The sequence below is a fragment of the Thauera sp. genome (assembly GCF_047601425.1).
GTDB lineage: Bacteria > Pseudomonadota > Gammaproteobacteria > Burkholderiales > Rhodocyclaceae > Thauera.
The window spans coordinates 2,353,635-2,374,119 of the sequence record NZ_JASGJL010000001.1 but is presented as its reverse complement, the minus strand read 5'-3'; the positions used below and the strand labels follow the sequence as shown (position 1 = coordinate 2,374,119).

The following is a 20,485-nucleotide window of genomic DNA, read 5'->3' as shown; positions in this document are numbered from 1 at the left end:
AGGCATGCCAGGGTGCTGGTGCAGCGCTGGCGGAACCTGCCAGCAGCAGTGCGGTGAAGAGCAGGGCATGGCACGCACCCTTGAGTTCATTCGGCACGCAAGGCCTCCACGGGATTCAGGCGGGCGGCACGGCTGGCGGGCAGAATGCCTGCCAGCAGGCCGATCAGTACCGCCATGCTTTCGGCCGCAAGGACGAAGGCCCAGGGCGTGCTGACCGGCAGGTCGGGAAGCAGCAGGCCGATCAATTGGGCGAGGCCCATGCCTGCGGCCAGGCCGATCAGGCCCCCGGCAGCGGAAAGCGCCACTGCCTCACCCAGGAACAGACCGAGGATCGTGCGGCGGCGCGCGCCGAGCGCCACCAGCAGACCTATTTCACTGGTGCGCTCGGTGACGGCGATGGTCATGATGGTGACGATGCCGACGCCCCCCACCAGCAGCGAGATGCCGCCCAGGGCGCCGACCGCGGCGGTGAGGATGTCGAGGATGTTCGACAGCGTGGCGAGCATGTCTTCCTGGGTGCGCACGGTGAAGTCCTCGCGGCCATGGCGTGCCATCAGGCTGCGCTTCACCTGATCGACCACGCGCGCGGCCGGCACGTTCTCGTCGTAGCTGAGGCCGATCTCCATCAGGCCGTCGCGCTTGAACAGCGCCATGCCGCGCGCGGTGGGGATGAAGGCGGTGTCGTCGAGGTCGAAGCCGAGGAACTGGCCCTTTTCCTCCATGATGCCGATGATGCGGTAGCGCTCGTCGCCAATCTGCACCCGCGCACCGAGCGCATTGCCGGCGTCGAACAGCTCGCGTTTCAGCTTGGCGCCAAGCACGACGAAGGCGCGCGCGTTGTCGCCGTCGTCCGGCGGCAGGAAGCGGCCGATGCGTACTCGCATGGCGTAGATGTCCTGCATGCTCGCGCCGACCGCCATCACCGTGGTGCGCCGTACGCGGCCATTCGCGCGTACTTCGGCGTTGCCGCTGAGGTTGCCCGAGACGCGGGTGACGTGCGGCAGGCGGGCGAGTGCCGCGGCATCGTCGAGCGTCAGTTCGCGCGCGGACGAGGGCAGGCCCGGTGGGCCGCCGCGCGCGCCTTCGCGTCCTGGAGCGATCTCGATGACGTTGGTGCCGAACTGGCCGAACTCCCGCAGCACGAAGCGGTGCAGGCCTTCGCCGAGCGAAGTGAGCAGGATCACCGCGGCGATGCCGACCGCGATGCCGCCCAGCGTCAGCATGCTGCGCAGGCGGTGCGCGGTGATGGAGCCCAAGGCCAGATGCAGGAGGTCGCGCCAGCTCATGGCATCGTCTGCCTGCTCATCGCTTCGTCAGCGCCTGGACCGGGTCCAGCGCCGCGGCGCGGCGCGCCGGCATGACGCCGAACAGCAGGCCGGTGGTCAGCGCGGTGCCGAGGGCGGCACTCACCGCCCAGTCCGGCGGCCAGGCGGGCAGGGTGGGGAAGGCGAGCCGGATTGCCCAGGCGCCGGCATGGCCGAGCACGAAGCCGGTCAGCGCGCCCGCCAGCGACAGCAGCGCGGCTTCGGCCAGAAAGGCCAGGCGGATCGCGCGGTCGCTGGCGCCCAGCGCTTTCAGCAAGCCGATCTCGCCGGTGCGCTGGGTCACGGCGACCAGCATCACGTTCATGACCAGGATGCCTGCCACCGCCAGGCTGATCGCGGCGATGCCGGCCACGCCCAGGGTCAGTGCGCCGAGGATGCGGTCGAAAGTGCCCAGCACCGCGTCCTGGGTGATGACGGTGAAATCGAGCTCGCCCTGGCGGCGGCTCAACAGCAGCTTCTCGATCTCGCGCTGGGCGGAGGCCAGGGCATCGCGGTCGCGCGTTTCGATCATGATACGGAACAGCGAGTTGGTGTCGAACATCGCTTGCGCGGTGGCGACCGGTACCAGCACCAGTTCGTCCGAGTTCATGCCCAGGCCGCGGCCGGCCGGCCCCATGACGCCGACCACGCGCAGGCGGCGGTCGCCGAGGCGGATCATGCGGCCGATGGCGTTCTGGTTGCCGAACAGCTCGGCGCGGATCGTCTCGCCGATGACGGCGACCGCCGAAGCGCGGCGGAAGTCCTCGCGCGGCAGGAACTGCCCGCGGGCGAGGCCGAAGCCGCGGATGTCGAGATAGTCGGCGCTGGTGCCGAGCACCATGACTTCGCGCAGCCGGCCGCCGAAGGAGATTTCGGCGCTGCCCATCGCCAGCGGCGCGACGCGCTTCACCTGCGGCAGCCGCAGCAGTGACGCGGCATCGTCGGTGGTGAGGTCGCGCGGCGTGCTGCTGACGAAGCTGCCCGGGTTGACCCCACCGGTTTCGCTGCGGCCGGGCAGCACGATCAGCAGGTTGGCGCCGAGCGCGGCGAATTCTTCCACCACGAAGCGCCGCGCGCCGTCGCCGAGCGCAGTCAGCATCACCACCGCGGCGACGCCGATCGACATCGCCAGCATCATCAGCGCGGTGCGCTGCGGATAGCCGAGTGCCGCACGCGTGGCGAAGCGCAGCGTATCGGCTGGGCTCATCGCGCGCCTGCCGCCGTTGCCGGCGTGCTGCGCAAGTCCTGGCGGATGGCGCCGTCCTCCATCAGCAGGCGGCGGCGGGCGCGTGCACCCATCGCCGGGTCGTGCGTGACGACGATCAGCGTCGTGCCGGCGGCATTCAGCGCTTCGAGCAGGGCCGTGACTTCCTGGCCGGTGGCGCGGTCGAGGTTGCCGGTGGGTTCGTCGGCCAGCAGCATGGCCGGGCGCATGATCGTGGCACGGGCGATCGCCACGCGCTGGCGCTGACCGCCGGACAGTTCGTCCGGGCGGTGGCGGGCGCGCGATTCGAGGCCGAAATCCTTCAAGGCCTGCTGCACGCGTGCGCCCCGCTCGGTTGCGGGGATGCCCGCCAGCATCAGCGGCAGGGCGATGTTCTCGGCGGCGCTCAGGCGCGGCACCAGATGGAAGCTCTGGAACACGAAGCCGATGCGCGCGCTGCGTACCGCGGCCTGCTCATCGGCCGACAAGGTGGTGACGTCGCGGCCTTCGAGACGGTAGTGGCCGCTGTTCGGGCGGTCGAGCAGGCCGAGCAGGTTCAGCAAGGTGGATTTGCCCGAGCCTGACGGCCCCATGACCGCGACGTATTCTCCAGCCTCGATGCGCAACGACACGTCGTTCAGCGCATGCACCTCGCTGTCGCCGAGCCGGAAGATGCGCTCGATGCCTTCCAGTTCGATCTGCGCCACGCCGTGCTCCCGGCGACTAGCGCGCGACGGTTTCGATGCTGACCCTCGCGCCCGCCGTGACGCCGGCGCGCTCCAGCGAGGTGACGATGCGCTCGCCGGCATTCAGGCCATCGAGGATTTCGGTGTGCTCCCAGTTCGACAGCCCGGTGCGCACGTCGCGCTCGGCGAGCTGGCCGTTTGCTTCCACCAGCACGCGCTGGCCCTCGAGCAGTGTCGCAGTGGGAATGCGCAGCGCGTCGGCGCGGCTGTCGAGCACGATCTCGACGTCGGCGCTGTAACCCACCAGCATGCCGCGTGCTTCCTCGGGGCGGACGAAGTCGATGTCCACTTCCACCGTGCGCGCCTGTTTCTCGACCGCGGTGATGTAGGGCGCGACGCGCTTGACGCGGCCTTCGAACACGGTGGCCGGCATCGCTTCGAGCGTGATCCGCACCGGCTGGCCGAGACGGATCTTCGGCGCGTCGATCTCGTCCATCGGTGCCTTGACGTACAGACAGGTGTCGTCGATCAGGTCGATCGCCGGCGGCGTCGGCACGCCGGGCGGGGACGGAATGGAAATCTCGCCGAGCTCGCCGGTGATCAGCGCCACGGTGCCGGCGAAAGGTGCGACCAGCACCAGGCGCTGGCGGTCGGTCTCGGTGGCATCGACCTGGGCCTGGGCGGTGAGGGTGTCGGCGCGTGCAGTGTCGCAGGCGGCGCGCCGGGCGCGGGCTTCGGTGCGGGCCTTCTCTTCGGCGCTGGCCGAGACGAAGCCGCGCTTGACCAGCTGCGCCTGGCGTGCCGCCTCGCGTTCGGCGTTGTCGGCGACGGTACAGGCTTCCTGCACGCGCTGGCGCGCGGTCGCAAGCTGCGCCCTGGCTACCGTCAGCCGCGCTTCGAGGTCGCCATGCCACAGCCGCATCAGCACCTGACCCGCCTCGACGCGGTCGCCTTCCTTGACGCCCAGATAGTCGATGCGGCCGCCGACGATGGTCGCCATCTTGCTGCGCTGGCAGGCCTCGATCTCGCCGGCGCGGGTGTTCGACAGCGTCGCCTCGACCAGCCCGCGCCCCACTTCATGCACCACTACCGCCACCGGCTTGGGCCGCGTCAGCCACCAGCCGGCCGCTGCCAGCAGAGCCAGGACGAGGAGATAGGGGAGCAGGCGGCGCAGTTTCATGGCGATGGGTCAGTGATTCATTTCCCGCCCTTCGCCCACGAATCCTTCAGCGTGACCGTGCGGTTGAACACTGGCGAGCCAGGTTTCGAGTCAACGCGGTCGGCGACGAAGTAGCCGTGGCGCTCGAACTGGAAGCGCTCTTCCGGCTGGGCGTCCTTCAGTGCCGGTTCCAGCCAGGCGGTGATGGTGCGCTTGCTGTCCGGGTTGATGTCGTCGAGGAAGTCGCGCTCGGTCTCCGGGGCGTCGCCTTCGCGGCGCTGGCCGGGGTGGGGGTGGGCGAACAGGCGGTCGTACAGGCGCACTTCGGCCTGGTAGCCGTGGGCGACCGAGACCCAGTGCAGGTTGCCCTTGACCTTGTAGTTGTCGGCGCCGGGCGTGCCGGACTTGGAGTCGGGCATGTACTCGGCCAGCACCGCGGTGACCTTGCCATCGGCGTCCTTCTCGCAGCCGGTGCATTTGACGACGAAGCCGTAGCGCAACCGCGCCATGTTGCCGGGATAGAGGCGGCGGAAGCCCTTGATGGGTTCTTCCATGAAGTCCTCGCGCTCGATCCACAGTTCGCGGCCGAAAGGCATCTCGCGCTTGCCGAGTTCGGGCTTGAGCGGGTGGTTGGGCGCTTCGCACAGCTCGGACTGGCCTTCCGGGTAGTTGGTGATGACCAGCCGCAGCGGGTCGAGCACGGCGACGCGGCGTTCGGCAGCTTCGTTGAGGTCGTCGCGCATGCACTCTTCGAGCACGCTCATGTCGATCCAGGCGTCGGCCTTGGAGACGCCGATGCGCTCGGCGAAGCGGCGGAAGCCGTCCGCCGTGAAGCCGCGGCGGCGGGCGGCGATCAGGGTCGGCAGGCGCGGGTCGTCCCAGCCGTTGACATGGCCTTCGTTGACGAGCTGGATCAGCTTGCGCTTCGACAGCACGACGTAGGTCAGGTTGAGGCGGGAGAACTCGATCTGCTGCGGCAGCGGGCGCGGAAAGCGGCCTTCGGTGGCCAGCGTGTCGAGCAGCCAGTCGTAGAAGGGACGCTGGTCCTCGAATTCGAGCGTGCACACCGAATGGGTGATGTTCTCGATCGCGTCCTCGATCGGATGGGCGAAGGTGTACATCGGGTAGATGCGCCACTTGTCGCCGCTGCGGTGGTGGCTGGCGTGGCGGATGCGGTAGATCGCCGGGTCGCGCAGGTTGATGTTGGGGCTGGCCATGTCGATTTTCGCGCGCAGCACGTGGCTGCCTTCGGCGAATTCTCCGGCGCGCATGCGCGCGAACAGGTCGAGGTTCTCGGCCACGCTGCGGTCGCGCCAGGGGCTGTTCTTGCCCGGTTCGGTCAGGGTGCCGCGGTTGGTCCGCATCTCCTCGGCCGATTGCGAATCGACGTAGGCCTTGCCGGCTTCGATCAGGCTGACGGCGCAGGCGTGCATGGTGTCGAAGTAGTCCGAGGCGAAATACAGGTGCTCGCCCCAGTCGAAGCCGAGCCAGCGCACCGCTTCCAGGATGGCGTCGACGTATTCCTGTTCTTCCTTTTCCGGGTTGGTGTCGTCGAAGCGCATGTGGCAGGCGCCGCCATAGGCTTCGGCGAGGCCGAAGTTCAGGCAGATCGATTTGGCGTGGCCGTAGTGCAGGTAGCCGTTCGGTTCGGGCGGGAAGCGCGTTTCGACACGGCCGCCCCATTTGCCGCTGCGGATGTCCTCATCGATGATGTTGCGGATGAAGTTGCTGGCGGGTGCAGGGGCCTTGTCGGTGGATGTGTGCTGGGTCATCGGATACTCTGGATCAGGGGTGCGGCGGATCAGCAGCAAGTTGCGGAATGGCGGGCATTGTAGCCGAGGCCCCGCAGGTATAGCCTACGCGGCCTGTTCAGCGCCCTTGGGGCGGGACAGGCGCCGAGCGGGGTTTCCGTGAATGGATGGACGATGAAGAAGCTGCTGCGGAAGATTCTGCCGGAAACTTTCCACGCCAAGATGCTGCTGCTGACCATCGCGACGGTCTGCATCTCGACGCTGTGCATTGCGTTCATCGTCGAACAGCAGGGCATCAAACTGCTGATGCAGGAAAAGGAAAACAAGCTGCTGTTCGTCGCTGGCGTGCTCGAGCAGGAACTTGGCGCGGCCTTCGACCTGCCGCCGGATCCGGCGCTGCCGCGCAGCGAGGCGGTTGGCCGGCTGAATGCCCTGCTGTCGGCGCGCGCCGAAGCGCTGGTGAGCCGGATGCCGGGCGTGGGGGCCGGCTATTACAACAGGGCGCTGGACGCGATCGTCGTGTATGCGCCCGCAAGCGAGCATGGCAGGACGGTGGGGACGCCGATCGCGGCGGACCATCCCGGCCGCCAGGTGATGGCGAGCGGGGAGCGCACCGTGTGGCAGGGCGCCCAGGTGCGCGGCGACATCATGAACGCGATGATCCCGGTGGTGCGCGAGGGCGAGGTGCTGGGCTACGTCTGGGCCAATGAACTGGTGTCCGACATCGACCGGCAGACCATGATGATGGACAAGGACATCATCCTCGTCAGCCTGCTGTGCATCGCCAGCAGCGTTCTCCTGACCTTGCTGATTTCCAACCGCCTGCAGAACGACATCACCATCATCAAGCATGGCGTGCAGGGCCTGAGCAGTGACCTGCAGCGAAACATTCCTCCGCTCAAGGGGGAAATGAACGAGATCGTCGACGGCGTGAACCAGCTCGCCTGGGCCTTGAGCGAGGCGAAGTCGATGACCGAGATGATCCTCGACAGCATCATCGACAGCGTGATCACCGTGAACATGAACGGCGAGGTCACGATGATGAATCCGGCTGCGCAGAAGATGACCGGACTGAGCCTGGAAGAGGCGGTCGGGCGGCCCTATCGCAGCCTCTTCGACCACATGGATTTCTACAGCCCCTTGCTCGACACCTTGAGCAGCGGCAGCGACCATGTCGGCGTCGAACTGGATCTGCCGATCGGCGGCAAGCTGTTCAAGGTCAGTTCGAGCGCCAGCAACCTCAGGAACAAGAATGGGGAAATCATCGGTGCGGTGGTGGTGTTCAAGGACATTTCGGAACAGAAGGAGATGCAGCACATCGCCGAGCAGACCCAGCGCCTGGCGGCGATCGGTGAATTGATGGCCGGCGTCGCGCACGAGATCCGCAACCCGCTGACGGCGATCCGGGGCTTCGTGCAGTGCCTGAACGAGGACGTGAGCCAGGGTGAAAAGGAAGAGTTCATCTCGATCATCCTGAAGGAGGTCGACTCGATCAACGGCGTGATCCAGCAACTGCTGGATTTTTCCCGGCAGCCGAAGAATTTCTTCTCCCTGTCGCGCCTCGACGAGCTCGTCGGCGAAACGCTGGTACTGGTGAAATCATCAAAGAACGCTGCCCACGTCGATTTCCAGACCTGCTTCGACGAGGGCTTGCCAGAGCTTTATCTTGACCGGGGTCTGGTCAAGCAGGTGCTGCTGAACCTGCTGCTCAACGCGATCCAGGCCATCGAGGACAGGGGGCAGGTCATCATCTCCACCGGCTTGTCGGACAGCGGACGTTACCAGACGGTACAAATCAGGGATACCGGCAGCGGGATCGACGACAGCCTGGGCAGCAAGATCTTCACGCCCTTCTTCACCACCAAGCCGAACGGCACCGGCCTGGGGCTGGCGGTCGCGCAGAAGATCGTCGCCTCGCACGGTGGCCGCATCACTCTGGAAAACCATCCCGAGGGCGGAGCGGTCGCCACGATCAGCCTGCCCGTCGCCTAGAATGGAACCCGAAATGCCTTCTCACCGGATACTGATTGCCGACGATCAGGACAGTGTGCGCCGCTTGATGTCCGTCGTGCTCGAAAAGGAGGGCTACCAGCCGGTCTGCGTGGCCGATGGCCAGGAGGCCATCGACGCCTTCCGCGCCGAGCCTGCCGACCTGGTGCTGCTGGATGTCCGCATGCCGCGCGTCGACGGGCTGGAAGCGCTCAGGCAGCTCAAGGAAATCCGCCCCGAAGTGCCGATGATCCTGATGACCGCCTATGCCGGCGTGGAAACGGCGGTGGAGGCGCTCAAACAGGGTGCGTTCGACTACATCGTCAAACCCTTCGACGTCGGCGACCTGAAACGCCTGATCCGCAAGGCGCTGGAATTGAGCACGCTGCGCGAGTTGACGCCTTCGCTGCGTTGCATCGACCTGCCCGACAGCGGCGAGGGCCACGAGCGCATCCTGACCGACAGCCCCAGCATGATGGAGGTCTGCCGCAACATCGCCAAAGTGTCGCAGACCAACGCCACCGTGCTCATCGTCGGTGAAAGCGGTACCGGCAAGGAGCTGGTGGCCAAGGCCATCCACTATCACAGCAAGCGCGCCACCGGCCCCTTCATCAAGGTCAATTGCGGCGCATTGCCGGAAAGCCTGCTGGAGAGCACGCTGTTCGGCCACGAGAAAGGCGCGTTCACCGGTGCCCAGAGCAGCCAGCCGGGACTGTTCTGGCGCGCCAACCACGGCACGCTGCTGCTCGACGAGGTCGGCGAGATGTCTCCCGCGCTGCAGGTGAAGTTCCTGCGCGTGCTGCAGGAGAAGGAGTTCGAGCCGATCGGCGGGCTGCGTCCGGTGAAGACCGATTTCCGCCTGATCGCGGCGACCAACCGCAAGCTGGAAGAAATGGTCGAGGAGGGGACTTTCAGGCGGGACCTGTTCTACCGCCTCAACGTCATGACCCTCAGCCCGCCGCCGCTGCGCGAACGTCCGGCGGACATCCTGCTGCTGGCACGCCACTTCATGCAGCGTTTCTGCGCCGAGAGCGACAAGAAGATCATCGACTTCTCGCCCGAGGCCATCGCCGCGATGAATGCCTACCCCTGGCCGGGGAACATCCGTGAGCTGTCCAATGCGGTGGAGCGCGCAGTCATCCTCGCCGCCGGTGCCTTCATCGGCGTGGAGGATCTGCCCGCGCAGATCGGCCAGTCCGATGCCCATGAAGGCGGCGCCGCGCCGCGGACGGGAGAAGGCAGCCTGAAGGAGTGCGTGAAGAACTTCGAGCGCGAGCTGATCGAAAACACGCTGCGCCAGCACAAGGGCCACCGCGAACTGACCGCCAGGGCACTCGGCGTGAGCAAGCGCACGCTGCTCTACAAGCTGCAGGAACACGATCTGCAGGGCCCGGGGGAATCCTGAACCACAAGAAAACAGGGGCTCTGCCGCATGTGTCGCGGCAGGCCCCTGCCCGGGTCACGCGTGCCGGATCAGGCGCGTTCGACCATCACTGTCGTACCCCGGCCGCTGCAGATGCACGGCGTTGCCAGTCCTCCCATGTTCAGAAGAACCACAGCCCGATCAAGAAGATCGGCGCGGTGAAGATCAGCGCGGTCATGCAGTAGCCCATGATGTCGCGCACGCCCAGGCCGGCGATGGCCAGTGCCGGCAGCGCCCAGAAGGGCTGGGCCATGTTCATCCACTGTTCGCCATAGGCGATCGCCATCGTCGCCTTGCCGAGGTCGGCGCCCAGCGCCTGCGCGGCGGGAATGACGAAGGGGCCTTGCACCACCCAGTGGCCGCCGCCGGAGGGCACGGCGAAGTTGATCAGCGCGGAACTGAAGAAGGTGAGGACCGGGAAGGTGTCCTTGTTGGCGATGTCGATGAAGAAGTCGGTGATCAGCCCGCCCAGGCCCGAGTGCTCCATCATCAACTGGATGCCGGCGTAGAACGGGAACTGGATCAGGATGCCCGCCGTGCTCCTGGCCGCGTGCGAGATCGCGCGCATGTAGGCCATCGGCGTCTTGTGCAGCAGGATGCCGGCGATCAGGAAGATCAGGTTCACCGTGTTGATGGTGATGTTGAAGCCCTTGTTGTAGAAGTAGATCACCAGATAGCTGATGCCCAGCAGGCCGATGATCCATGACAGCAGACGGCTCTCTTCCATCTTTTCCGCCACGCTCGCATCCGCGCCGAGCTTCTTCTGGAAGTCGGGCTCGGGTGCCAGCAGCGCCGGATCGACGGTGACGATCTGGCCGTTCCTGGGATACATCATGCGCGTGACGAAGGGCAGCAACAGCACCAGCCCGAGGGTGATGAAGATGTTGTAGCCGGTGAAGATCGTCTGCGTGATGGGGATGATCCCCTGCGGATTGGCCTCGGTCACCATGTAGTGCGCCACCGGGTTGCCCGGGGTCGCCGCCAGCAAGGGCATGGAGCCGGAGAAGCCGCCGCCCCAGGTCATGAAGGCGATGTAGGCGCAGGCGATCAGCAGCGGATAGTCGGAGCCCGGCACGCGCCGCGCGACTTCGCGGGCGAACATGGCGCCGACCACTAGGCCGAACCCCCAGTTGATGATGCAGGCGATGGAGCCGATGAAGGTCACCAGCATCACGCCCTGCACCGGGGTCTTGGCGATCGAGGCGGTGGTGCCGAGCAGGCTCTTCACTGGCCCTGAACTCGCCAGCGCATGGCCGGTGACGACGATCAGCGCCATCTGCATGCCGAAGGCGAGCAGGTTCCAGAAGCCGTCGCCCCACATCTTGACCAGTCCGGCCGGCGTGCTGTCGGTGAGGCCCAGCGCGCTGAAGAAGGTGATCAGCGTCAGGAGCAGGGCGAAGATCAGCGGATCGGGCAGGTACCTGCTGACGAAGTTGCTCATGAAGCGCGAGATGTGGCCGATCATGATTGCAACCCCTTCTGGCTGATCTTCATTTCGGCGAAGTCCGGCGCAACGGCGAACTCGGCCGCCGTGCTGGCCTGGATCTGCTCAAGGCTGACGCCGGGCGCGTGTTCGCACAGGGTCAGCACGCCGTCCTTGAACTCGAACAGCGCCAGCTCGGTGACGATGGTGCTGACCTTGCCCTTGGCCGTCAGCGGCAGGGTGCAAGCCTTCAGGATCTTCGGCGAGCCGTCCTTCGCGCAGTGTTCCATGGCGATGATGACGCGGCGTGCGCCTGTCACCAGGTCCATCGCGCCGCCCATGCCCGGCACCATCTTGCCCGGGACCATCCAGTTCGCCAGGTTGGCGTGCTGGTCGACTTCCAGGCCGCCGAGCACGCAGGCATCGACGTGGCCGCCGCGGATCAGCATGAAGGAAAACGCGCTGTCGAACATTGCCGCGCCCGGCACGATGCCGCATGGCTGCCCGCCGGCGTTGACGACGTGGTCGTTCTCGCCCTCCCTCACCGGCCCCAGGCCGACGAAGCCATTTTCGGATTGCAGGGTGATGGTGACGCCGTCCGGCAGGTAGTTGGCGACCAGCGTCGGCAGGCCGATGCCGAGGTTCACCACGTCGCCGTCATTGAGTTCGAGCGCGACGCGGCGTGCGATCAATTCTTTTGCTTTCATTTCCGTATCTCCCTCTATTCAGTTATGCACGACGTAGTCGATCAGGACGCCCGGCGTCATGACGTGGTCGGGATCGATGTCGCCGACCTCGACCAGATGATCGGTTTCGGCGATGACGATGTCCGCGGCCGTTGCGACGAGGGGGTTGAAGTTGCGTGCGGAGCGGAGATAGACCAGGTTGCCGGAGCGGTCTGCGCGGTGTGCCTTGACGATGGCCAGATCGGCGCGCAGCGCCTTTTCGAGCAGATAGTCGATACCGTCGATGTTCAGCTTCTGCTTGCCTTCCTCGACCACGGTGCCCACGCCGGTCGGCGTCAGGAATCCGCCCAGGCCGGCGCCGCCGCAGCGGATGCGCTCGGCCAGCGTGCCCTGCGGCACCAGTTCCACTTCCATCTCGCCCGCCATCATCTTGCGGCCGGTCTCGGGGTTCAGGCCGATGTGCGTGGCGATGACCTTGCGCACGCGGTTGTTCGATACCAGCGGGCCGACGCCGTAGCCGGGAATGGCGGTGTCGTTGCCGATGATGGTCAGGTCCTTGACGCCGGAATCCAGGATGGCCTGCACGATCGTATGCGGGGTACCGTCGCCCATGAAGCCGCCGAACATGATGCTGATGCCGTCATGCAGATGCGCCGCGATCTGATCCACCGTGATTGTTTTCGATTTCATTTTCTCCATCTCCTTGAACGAGCTATGCACTCACTGACATGACAGCAATAACGGTGCCATGTGAATGGTTTTTGCATGCCATTGAAAACAAAAGGGTTAGATAAGGCCTGTCGATGGATTTCGTGCAGGACTTTGCACCTGAGGTGCAGGTTCTTGCATGCCGGATCCAGTGCCCGAAAACGGTTCTTCGCTTGTTGCTTTGCAACAAAAAAGCTTGAGGGCAGTCCCAGCCCGGAAAGTGCGGGCGGTATGATCCGGCCCGTTGCCCACGGACAGGCAATCGATGACGGAGGAAATGGATGACCGGGCAGACGGAGCAATTCGTCCACTGGCTTGAACAGTACCCGCCGGCTTACACGCTGAGCGCCCTGGCCCTGCTGCTGGCCCTCGCCTGGCTGGCGAACTGGCTGACCAAGCACGTGCTGCTGCGCGGTCTGCGCAAGTTGCTGGGCGCGAGCGTGCTCGCGAAAGAGGGGGCGTCGGGCAGCACGAGCCCGATGCGGGTGGTGTCGCGGCTGTCGAACGTCGTTCCCGCGCTGGTGCTGATGATCGGCGTCGGCATGGTGCCCCACCTGCCGGAAGCGATGGTGACGGTGGTCCAGAACGTGTGCAGTGCCTTCATCGTGCTGACGGTGGCGCTGGCGCTGGGCGGCCTGCTGAGCATTCTCGGCGCGCGCTATCAGCGCCGCCCGAGCGCCCGGGTCCGGCCGATCAAGGGCTATGTCGAGGTGACGAAGATCGTCATCTACTTGATCGCCGCGATCCTGATGGTGGCGAGCCTGGTCGATCGCTCGCCGCTGATCCTGCTGTCCGGCCTGGGCGCGATGGCGGCGGTGCTGATGCTGATCTTCCAGGATACCTTGCTGTCGCTCGTCGCCAGCATCCAGCTGGCGTCCAACGACATGGTCCGGATCGGCGACTGGATCGAGATGTCGCAGCTGAACGCGGATGGCGACGTCATCGACATCGCGCTGCACACGGTGAAGGTGCAGAACTTCGACAAGACCATCACGACCATCCCGACCAAGCGCCTGATCTCGGATTCGTTCCGCAACTGGCGCGGCATGCGCGAATCGGGCGGGCGGCGGATCAAGCGCAGCCTCTACATCGACCAGCACAGCATCCGCTTCCTGACCGATGAGGAACGCCGGCGCCTCGACCGCTTCGCACTGCTCGACGGCTACCTGCCGGCCAAGGAGGCCGAACTGGAGGCCTGGAATACCAGCCTGCCGGGCGGCGAGCGCGACGTCGTCAATCGCCGCCGCGTCACCAACATCGGCACCTTCCGTGCCTATGTCGACCGCTACCTGCGCCATCACCCCGGCGTGCATCAGAGCATGATGCTGATGGTGCGCCAGATGGCGCCGACTTCCGACGGCTTGCCGCTGGAAATCTACTGTTTCTCCAACTCCGTCGTGTGGGCCGAATACGAAGGCACACAGTCGGACATCTTCGACCATCTGCTGGCCATCCTGTCGGAGTTCGGCCTGCGGGTGTTCCAGCATCCCAGCGGCGCCGACATGCGTGCGCTCGGCCGCGGCCAGCAGGCTTCGGAAGGCTTCCGCCCCGGTGCCGACGGCGGCCTGATCGGGTGACCGGCCGGGAGCGCAGGAGCCGTCTGCTGGCTGCTGCCGGTGGCCCGGGTGTGTGGCTGATCCATGCAGTTCCTCGATCGTGACATAGGGCACGTTGGCGACGATGCCGACCGCAGCCCTGCCGCATGGCTGCGGGCCGCTTCTGGCAACATGACGAATCCATTCCGTTTTCGTTTTCGCGGGTGTCCGGCATGGCGCCGGTCACCCTTTGTTGCACACCAGGCTGGCGAAGGTCCCGCGCTGGGCGTGGATAATCGCCTGGCCTGTTACAAATCTGGAGGCTGGACATCATGAAGAAGATCATCGTTTCCCTGACCGCGCTCACCTTTGCCGCCAGCGGCCTGGTCGGCTGCGCCAACATGAGTGAAACCCAGCGCGACACGGGTATCGGCGCCGGCATCGGTGCCGTGGCCGGCGCTGCGATCGGGCGTGCGACGGCCGGCGGCAACAAGGGCAAGAGCACCACGACGGGTGCTGCGGTGGGCGCTGCGGTGGGTGCGGCGGGCGGCTATCTGTGGTCGCAGCACATGCAGAAGCAGAAGGCCGAGATGGAACAGGCGACCCAGGGTACCGGCATCGGCGTCAGCCAGACCGCCGACAACCAGCTCAAGGTCGATATCCCGAGCGATGTCTCCTTCGACACCGGCCGCTACGACATCAAGCCGAACATGCGCCCGGTGCTCGACCGGCTGGCGGGCGGTCTGAACCAGCACCCGGTCACCACCGTCACCATCATCGGCCACACCGACAGCACCGGCAGCGATGCGGTCAACAATCCCTTGTCGATCAACCGTGCCGCCGCAGTGCGCGACTACCTGACGGCGCGCGGCGTGTCGGCGCAGCGCATCGCCATCGACGGCCGCGGCTCGCGCCAGCCGGTCGCCGACAACTCGACCGCGTCCGGCCGTGCGATGAACCGCCGCGTCGAGATATTCGTCGGCGAAGCGGCACAGTAAGGCTGTCCGGTTTTTCCCGGGCCGGCTTCCTGCCTGGCCCGAAAGAAATCGACAACGCCCGCCCGGGAGAGCTTCCCGGGCGGGCGTTGTCGTTGTGTCGCCGGAACCGTGCTCAGACGTTCCGATAGACTTCGGCGCCGGATTTGACGAACTCGACGGCCTTCACTTCCATGCCCTTGCTCAGCGCCTCGGCCTCGGCGATGCCCTGGGCGGCGGCGAAGTCGCGCACGTCCTGGGTGATCTTCATCGAGCAGAAGTGCGGGCCGCACATCGAGCAGAAGTGCGCGACCTTGGCCGAATCCTTGGGCAGGGTCTCGTCGTGGAATTCACGCGCCTTGTCCGGGTCGAGGCCGAGGTTGAACTGGTCTTCCCAGCGGAATTCGAAGCGCGCCTTGGACAGCGCGTTGTCGCGGATCTGCGCGCCCGGATGGCCCTTGGCCAGGTCGGCCGCGTGCGCCGCCAGCTTGTAGGTGATGATGCCTTCCTTGACGTCCTGCTTGTTGGGCAGGCCCAGGTGCTCCTTGGGCGTGACGTAGCACAGCATCGCGGTGCCGTACCAGCCGATGGTGGCCGCGCCGATGCCGCTGGTGATGTGGTCGTAGCCGGGGGCGATGTCGGTGGTCAGCGGCCCCAGGGTGTAGAAGGGTGCTTCGTGGCACTGTTCGAGCTGCAAGTCCATGTTCTCGCGGATCAGGTGCAGCGGCACGTGGCCCGGGCCTTCGATCATCACCTGCACGTCGTGCTGCCAGGCGATCTGGGTGAGTTCGCCCAGGGTCTTGAGCTCGCCGAGCTGGGCTTCGTCGTTGGCGTCGTAGATCGAGCCGGGGCGCAGGCCGTCGCCGAGGCTGAAGGCGACGTCGTAGGCCTTCATGATCTCGCAGATGTCCTCGAAGCGTTCGTACAGGAAACTTTCCTTGTGGTGGGCCAGGCACCACTTGGCCATGATCGAGCCGCCGCGGCTGACGATGCCGGTCATGCGGTTGGCGGTCAGCGGCACGTAGCGCAGGCGCACGCCGGCGTGGATGGTGAAGTAATCCACGCCTTGCTCGGCCTGCTCGATCAGGGTGTCGCGGAAGATTTCCCAGCTCAGTTCCTCGGCCTTGCCGTTGACCTTCTCCAGTGCCTGGTAGATCGGCACGGTGCCGATTGGCACCGGGCTGTTGCGGATGATCCATTCGCGGGTCTCGTGGATGTTCTTGCCGGTTGACAGATCCATCACGGTGTCGCCGCCCCAGCGGATCGCCCAGGTCATCTTGTTCGACTTCCTCGTTGATCGAGGAGCCGAGCGCCGAGTTGCCGATATTGGCGTTGATCTTCACCAGGAAGTTGCGGCCGATGATCATCGGCTCGGTCTCCGGGTGGTTGATGTTGGCCGGGATGATGGCGCGGCCGCGGGCGACTTCGTCGCGGACGAATTCGGGGGTGATCTCGGCGGCCAGGCTGGCGCCGAAGCTCTGGCCCGGGTGCTGGCGCAGCAGCATGTCGGCCATGCGCTGGCCCTTGGGGCCGGTGGCGCGCAGGGTCTCAATGTAGCGGGCGCGGTTCAGGTTCTCGCGGATGGCGATGTATTCCATCTCGGGGGTGATGATGCCGCGGCGGGCGTAGTGCATCTGCGTGACGTTCTGCCCGGCCCTGGCGCGGCGCGGCTTGCGGTGCAGGCCGGGGAAGCGCAGTTCGTCGAGGGCGGTGTCGGCGGCGCGCTGGCGGCCGAACTCGGAGGACAGGTCGGGCAGCACCTCGGTGTCGCCGCGCTCCTCGATCCAGCCCTGGCGCAGCGCGGGCAGGCCGGAGCGGATGTCGATCTTCGCCGCCGGGTCGGTGTAGGGGCCGGAACAGTCGTAGACGAAGATCGGCGGGTTGGGCTCGGCGCCGAAGGAGGCCGGGGTGTCGCTTTGCGTGATTTCGCGCATCGGCACGCGGATGTCCGGGCGCGAGCCTTCGACGTGGATCTTGCGCGAGTTGGGCAGCGGCGCGATGGCGGCTTCGTCGACGTGGGCGGACGAGGCGAGGAATTTTTCCGGGGCGTTCATGATGGGTGTCTCCGTTTGAGGTGTTGGAATCGTGGATGGCGCGAGGGGATTGGAAAAATGCCGTGCCGCCAGTGCTGGCTGCGGCCATGCGGCGGCGGGGAGAGCGGGAAGGTGTGCCGGGCCGTCTCGGTGCGGGACGGCCCGGCAGGAGGCGCTCAGTCCGAGCCCTTCTGTACGCGCCACAGCGCGTGGAAGTGATGGACCGGCCCGTGGCCGCTGCCCACTGCCAATTGGCCTGCCTGCGCGATTGCGTTCAGCAGCCACTGGCGGGCATGGCGCACCGCAGCTTCGACCGGACGGAAGCCGCCCGCGGTCTGCGGCAGCAGCGCAGCGATGGCCGAGCTCAGTGTGCAGCCGGTGCCGTGGGTGTTGCGGGTGTCGATGCGCGGGGCGGGCAGTTCGACCATGCGATCGCCATCGAACAGCAGATCGGTCAGTTCGTTGCCCGGCAGATGGCCGCCCTTCAACAGCACCCAGCGTTCGGACGACAGCGGCAGCAGTTCGCGCAGGCGCTCGGCGGCACGGTACATTTCCCTGACCGTCTCCGGCGCGCGCTGCTCGAGCAGCACGCCGGCTTCGGGTAGGTTGGGGGTGATCATGAACGCTTGCGGGAACAGGGCTTCACGCATCATCGCGATCGCGTTTCCGGCCAGCAGGTGGTCACCGCTCTTGGCGACCATGACCGGATCGAGCACGACATTGGCCGCCTGCCAGTGGGCAAGGCGGTCGGCGACGGTGGCGGTAACTTCCGCACTGCCGAGCATGCCGATCTTGGTTGCGTGCAACTGCACGTCGCCGAACAGGGTATCGATCTGCAGGCGCAGGAACTCGGTCGGCGGCACATGCACGCCGGTCACGGCCTGGGTATTCTGTGCGGTCAGGGCCGCGACCACACCGCAGCCGAAGGCGCCGAGTGCGGAGAAGGTCTTGATGTCGGCGAAGACGCCGGCGCCGCCGGATGGATCGATGCCGGCGATCGAGACGACGTTCGGAATGCGGGATGTGCTGCTTGCCGCAGCCGTGGATGATGCAGATGAGTTCATGAGTCCGTTTCCCTACGCCGGTGCGAGCCGGATCAGGTTCCAAGGGTGTATCTCAGCCCATGCGCCATGGGCACCCCCAACGAGAGCGGCAGACGATACTGCATGCACTCATCTGTGGCAAGGGCCTCAAGATTTCGGTGGCCGAGTCGTTTAGGATCGTATCGACATCAACCTGTGTGCTTCGATGAAACCGCTCCGTCTGCTGCTCCTCGCCATGCTGGTCGCAACGCCTTTGCAGGACGCGCTTGCCGCCGACTGGCAACTGGTGCTGAGCGATCGCAGCCGGCGCGTCGAAATCGATCGTGCCAGCATCTTCTCGTCCGACCGCGGTACCAAGATATCGTGGGGCAGGGTGGTGCTGGGCAAGGCGGAAGCCGCTTCCTCCGGCTATGCCACGATCAAGGCGCTGAACCGATACGACTGCCAGAACCGGACCTTCGCCACCGTCAAGCGCGTCTATCTGGACATCGACGACAACATCGTGCGCGAGGAGCCGGTGGTGGATGCGAAGCCTCTGCAGGTGACGCCGAGTTCGGTGGACGAGCGGATGTGGCGCGAGGTTTGCGGTCCGCCATCCGCGGCCGACATCCAGAAGGTGGCGAGCGAGATCCAGAAGCTGGCCGCGAAGGCCGACCCCAAGGCAGCAGCGGTCAATGCTGGCGCGCGGCCGCATCCCGCTGCAGAAACTGCCCGCCCGGGTCCAATCGAAGCACGCGACATCTCGGTGCAGGCGATCCCTTCGGAGGATGCTCCGCCACCCCAGACATCCATCATTCCAGCCTTGCCCGGTATCAGGCCGGCCAAGCCTGATCCGCAAGCCGTCGAGCAGCAGAAGCCCCAGGCGCCGAAACCTGCAGCCCAGCGCCAGGCCGGACACCCCGCTCCTGCGGCCGCCAGGCAGAGCGTTGCGCGCAAAGAGTCCAGGAGCGAGGCGGCCAGGCCTGCGTTGCCGCAGGGGAAGGCACCGCAGGCGCTTGCGGCGAAGAAGGACGGGGAGCTTGCGCCCGATGCACTGGAGACTTTGCTGCAGGTTCGGCGAGACAAGCCTGGCTGGAGCTACGAAGGCGAGACTGGCCCCGATGCCTGGGGTCGGCTGAGGCCGGATTGGCGTATCTGCAGCGAAGGGCAGCGCCAGTCGCCGATCGATCTGCGCGAAGGCCTGGCCGTCGATCTGGCGCCGATCAGGTTTCATTACCATTCCACCGGCTTTCGCATCCGCGATACCGGCAACACGCTGCAGGTCGATGTCGGTGGTGGCATGGGCATGGAGGTGCGAGGCGTCCGCTATGAACTCGTGCGCTTCACCCTTCACCGTCCGTCGCAGGAACGCATCGGCGGCATGGCCTACGATATGGCGATGTACCTCGAGCATCGCAGCGCCGATGGCGGCATCGCGATGCTTGCCGTGCAGCTGATGGCGGGCAATGAACCCAATACGCTGTTGCAGACGCTGTGGAACAATCTGCCGCTGGATCGTGGCCGCGAATATGTTGTGCCCGATGCGGCGATCGACCTGGCTGCGTTCATGCCGTCCGATCCGTCGCATTTCCTTTACCTGGGCTCGTTGCCGACGCCGCCCTGCACAGAGGATGTGGTGTGGGTGGTGATGAAGGCGCCGGTGACGATGAGCGCTGACCAGCTTGCCCTCTTCAGCCGCCTGTACTTGCGCAATGCGCGGCCAATCCAGCCGACCAACGGGCGCCTGATACTCGAATCGCGCTGAGTTCCCGCGCCTGGCGTCCGCGGTTCCGGTTCCTGAGTTTCGCCGGCGATCCATGCCCGTAGAAAGGCATCAACTGCGTTAGAATGACGCGGTTTTGCCACATTGGACGGCGTATCGAAACAGCGTCCGCCAAGAGTCCGCCTATTTTCGCCGGGAGCACTTGATGAATTTCGAAAAAGCACGCTTCAACATGGTCGAGCAGCAGATCCGCCCCTGGGAGGTGCTGGATCAAAACGTGCTCGATCTCCTGATGACGGTCAAGCGCGAGGAGTTCGTACCGGCGGAGGCGCGCGCGCTGGCATTCGCTGACGTCGAGATCCCGATCGGCTGTGGCCAGGTGATGCTGAAGCCGGTCATCGAAGGCAAGGTGCTGCAGGCGCTGCAATTGAACAAATCCGATTCGGTGCTCGAGATCGGTACGGGTTCCGGCTTCTTCGCCGCCCTGCTGGCGGCGAGTTGCGAGTGGGTGCGGACGATGGAGATCGAGCCCGAGCTGGTCAAGCTCGCCTCCGCCAACCTGGACCGCAATGGTGTGGAGAACGTCATCGTCGCCCAGGGCAACGGCATCGACGGCTGGCCCGATCGCGCTCCTTACGACGTGATCGTCGTCTCGGGCGGCGTGCAGGACGTGCCGCCGGCGCTGCTGGAGCAGCTCAAGGTCGGCGGCAGGCTGTTCGCCTTCGTTGGCGAAGCGCCGGTAATGAAGGCCCGCCTGGTCACCTGCGAGGGCGAAGGCCGCTTCCGCACCGAAGATATCTTCGAAACCGTCGTGCCGATGCTGCAGAACGCACCGCGCCGCGACAGCTTCAGCTTCTGAGTCGCT

The 20,485-nt window shown here is 65.9% G+C and carries 15 protein-coding genes, 2 pseudogenes and 1 riboswitch; of the genes and pseudogenes, 6 read left to right on the top strand and 11 right to left on the bottom strand.

The features are described from left to right. Positions 1-86 precede the first annotated feature (86 nt). Genes QM748_RS11570 through QM748_RS11550 form a run of 5 tightly spaced genes read right to left on the bottom strand, consistent with a single transcriptional unit; the run spans position 87 to position 6,125 of the window. The gene (locus QM748_RS11570; protein ID WP_415247110.1) at positions 87-1,286 is read right to left on the bottom strand and encodes an ABC transporter permease; all 1,200 of its coding nucleotides are present in this window, start codon (positions 1,284-1,286) and stop codon (positions 87-89) included. Positions 1,287-1,302: 16 nt separating this feature from the next. Further along, a complete protein-coding gene (locus tag QM748_RS11565) occupies positions 1,303-2,511 on the bottom strand; it encodes an ABC transporter permease (protein ID WP_415247109.1) in 1,209 nt (402 codons plus the stop codon). Then, complete coding sequence (locus QM748_RS11560; RefSeq protein WP_415247108.1) at positions 2,508-3,215, bottom strand: ABC transporter ATP-binding protein; 708 nt, start codon at positions 3,213-3,215, stop codon at positions 2,508-2,510. Before QM748_RS11560 ends, QM748_RS11565 begins: the two co-directional genes overlap by 4 nt. A 16-nt stretch (positions 3,216-3,231) precedes the next feature. Further along, positions 3,232-4,374: an efflux RND transporter periplasmic adaptor subunit gene (locus tag QM748_RS11555; protein ID WP_415247107.1), complete on the bottom strand. Its 1,143-nt coding sequence runs from the start codon at positions 4,372-4,374 to the stop codon at positions 3,232-3,234. 17 nt (positions 4,375-4,391) lie between these two features. Beyond that, complete coding sequence (locus QM748_RS11550) at positions 4,392-6,125, bottom strand: glutamine--tRNA ligase/YqeY domain fusion protein (RefSeq protein WP_415247106.1); 1,734 nt, start codon at positions 6,123-6,125, stop codon at positions 4,392-4,394. A 153-nt stretch (positions 6,126-6,278) separates the two neighbouring features. On the opposite strand from QM748_RS11550, the gene atoS reads away from it, so the two are divergent. Next, a complete protein-coding gene (atoS, locus tag QM748_RS11545) occupies positions 6,279-8,096 on the top strand; it encodes a two-component system sensor histidine kinase AtoS (protein WP_415247105.1) in 1,818 nt (605 codons plus the stop codon). A gap of 13 nt (positions 8,097-8,109) precedes the next feature. Then, positions 8,110-9,498, top strand: a complete 1,389-nt coding sequence (locus tag QM748_RS11540) for a sigma 54-interacting transcriptional regulator (RefSeq protein WP_415247104.1) — start codon at positions 8,110-8,112, stop codon at positions 9,496-9,498. 139 nt (positions 9,499-9,637) lie between these two features. Here QM748_RS11540 and QM748_RS11535 read toward each other — a convergent pair whose 3' ends face one another. From QM748_RS11535 to atoD, 3 genes are read right to left on the bottom strand one after another with little or no spacing between them, the layout of a single operon-like run. Further along, complete coding sequence (locus QM748_RS11535) at positions 9,638-10,981, bottom strand: TIGR00366 family protein (protein ID WP_415247103.1); 1,344 nt, start codon at positions 10,979-10,981, stop codon at positions 9,638-9,640. Beyond that, positions 10,978-11,646: a 3-oxoacid CoA-transferase subunit B gene (locus QM748_RS11530; RefSeq protein ID WP_415247102.1), complete on the bottom strand. Its 669-nt coding sequence runs from the start codon at positions 11,644-11,646 to the stop codon at positions 10,978-10,980. Before QM748_RS11530 ends, QM748_RS11535 begins: the two co-directional genes overlap by 4 nt. Positions 11,647-11,664: 18 nt before the next feature. Next, positions 11,665-12,315, bottom strand: coding sequence for an acetate CoA-transferase subunit alpha (gene atoD, locus QM748_RS11525; protein ID WP_415247101.1), 651 nt, complete (start codon positions 12,313-12,315; stop codon positions 11,665-11,667). A gap of 299 nt (positions 12,316-12,614) precedes the next feature. On the opposite strand from atoD, the gene QM748_RS11520 reads away from it, so the two are divergent. Together QM748_RS11520 and QM748_RS11515 are read left to right on the top strand one after the other, a co-directional pair. Next, positions 12,615-13,910, top strand: coding sequence for a mechanosensitive ion channel family protein (locus QM748_RS11520; protein ID WP_415247100.1), 1,296 nt, complete (start codon positions 12,615-12,617; stop codon positions 13,908-13,910). A gap of 290 nt (positions 13,911-14,200) precedes the next feature. Continuing rightward, the gene (locus tag QM748_RS11515; RefSeq protein WP_415247099.1) at positions 14,201-14,866 is read left to right on the top strand and encodes an OmpA family protein; all 666 of its coding nucleotides are present in this window, start codon (positions 14,201-14,203) and stop codon (positions 14,864-14,866) included. A 229-nt stretch (positions 14,867-15,095) separates the two neighbouring features. Here QM748_RS11515 and thiC read toward each other — a convergent pair. From thiC to thiD, 3 genes and pseudogenes are all read right to left on the bottom strand, one after another. Next, positions 15,096-16,476, bottom strand: a pseudogene (gene thiC, locus QM748_RS11510) (phosphomethylpyrimidine synthase ThiC); the annotation flags it as partial. A gap of 186 nt (positions 16,477-16,662) precedes the next feature. Further along, a pseudogene (locus tag QM748_RS11505) lies at positions 16,663-16,776 on the bottom strand (hypothetical protein); the annotation flags it as partial. A 275-nt stretch (positions 16,777-17,051) separates the two neighbouring features. Continuing rightward, positions 17,052-17,939: a bifunctional hydroxymethylpyrimidine kinase/phosphomethylpyrimidine kinase gene (gene thiD / locus QM748_RS11500; protein ID WP_415247098.1), complete on the bottom strand. Its 888-nt coding sequence runs from the start codon at positions 17,937-17,939 to the stop codon at positions 17,052-17,054. Further along, a riboswitch (TPP riboswitch) is annotated at positions 17,932-18,027 on the bottom strand. It overlaps the preceding gene by 8 nt. 96 nt (positions 18,028-18,123) lie before the next feature. Here thiD and QM748_RS11495 point away from each other — a divergent pair. Next, complete coding sequence (locus tag QM748_RS11495) at positions 18,124-19,662, top strand: surface-adhesin E family protein (RefSeq protein ID WP_415247097.1); 1,539 nt, start codon at positions 18,124-18,126, stop codon at positions 19,660-19,662. Between the two features lie 163 nt (positions 19,663-19,825). Next, complete coding sequence (locus QM748_RS11490) at positions 19,826-20,479, top strand: protein-L-isoaspartate O-methyltransferase family protein (RefSeq protein ID WP_415247096.1); 654 nt, start codon at positions 19,826-19,828, stop codon at positions 20,477-20,479. Positions 20,480-20,485: the final 6 nt, after the last annotated feature.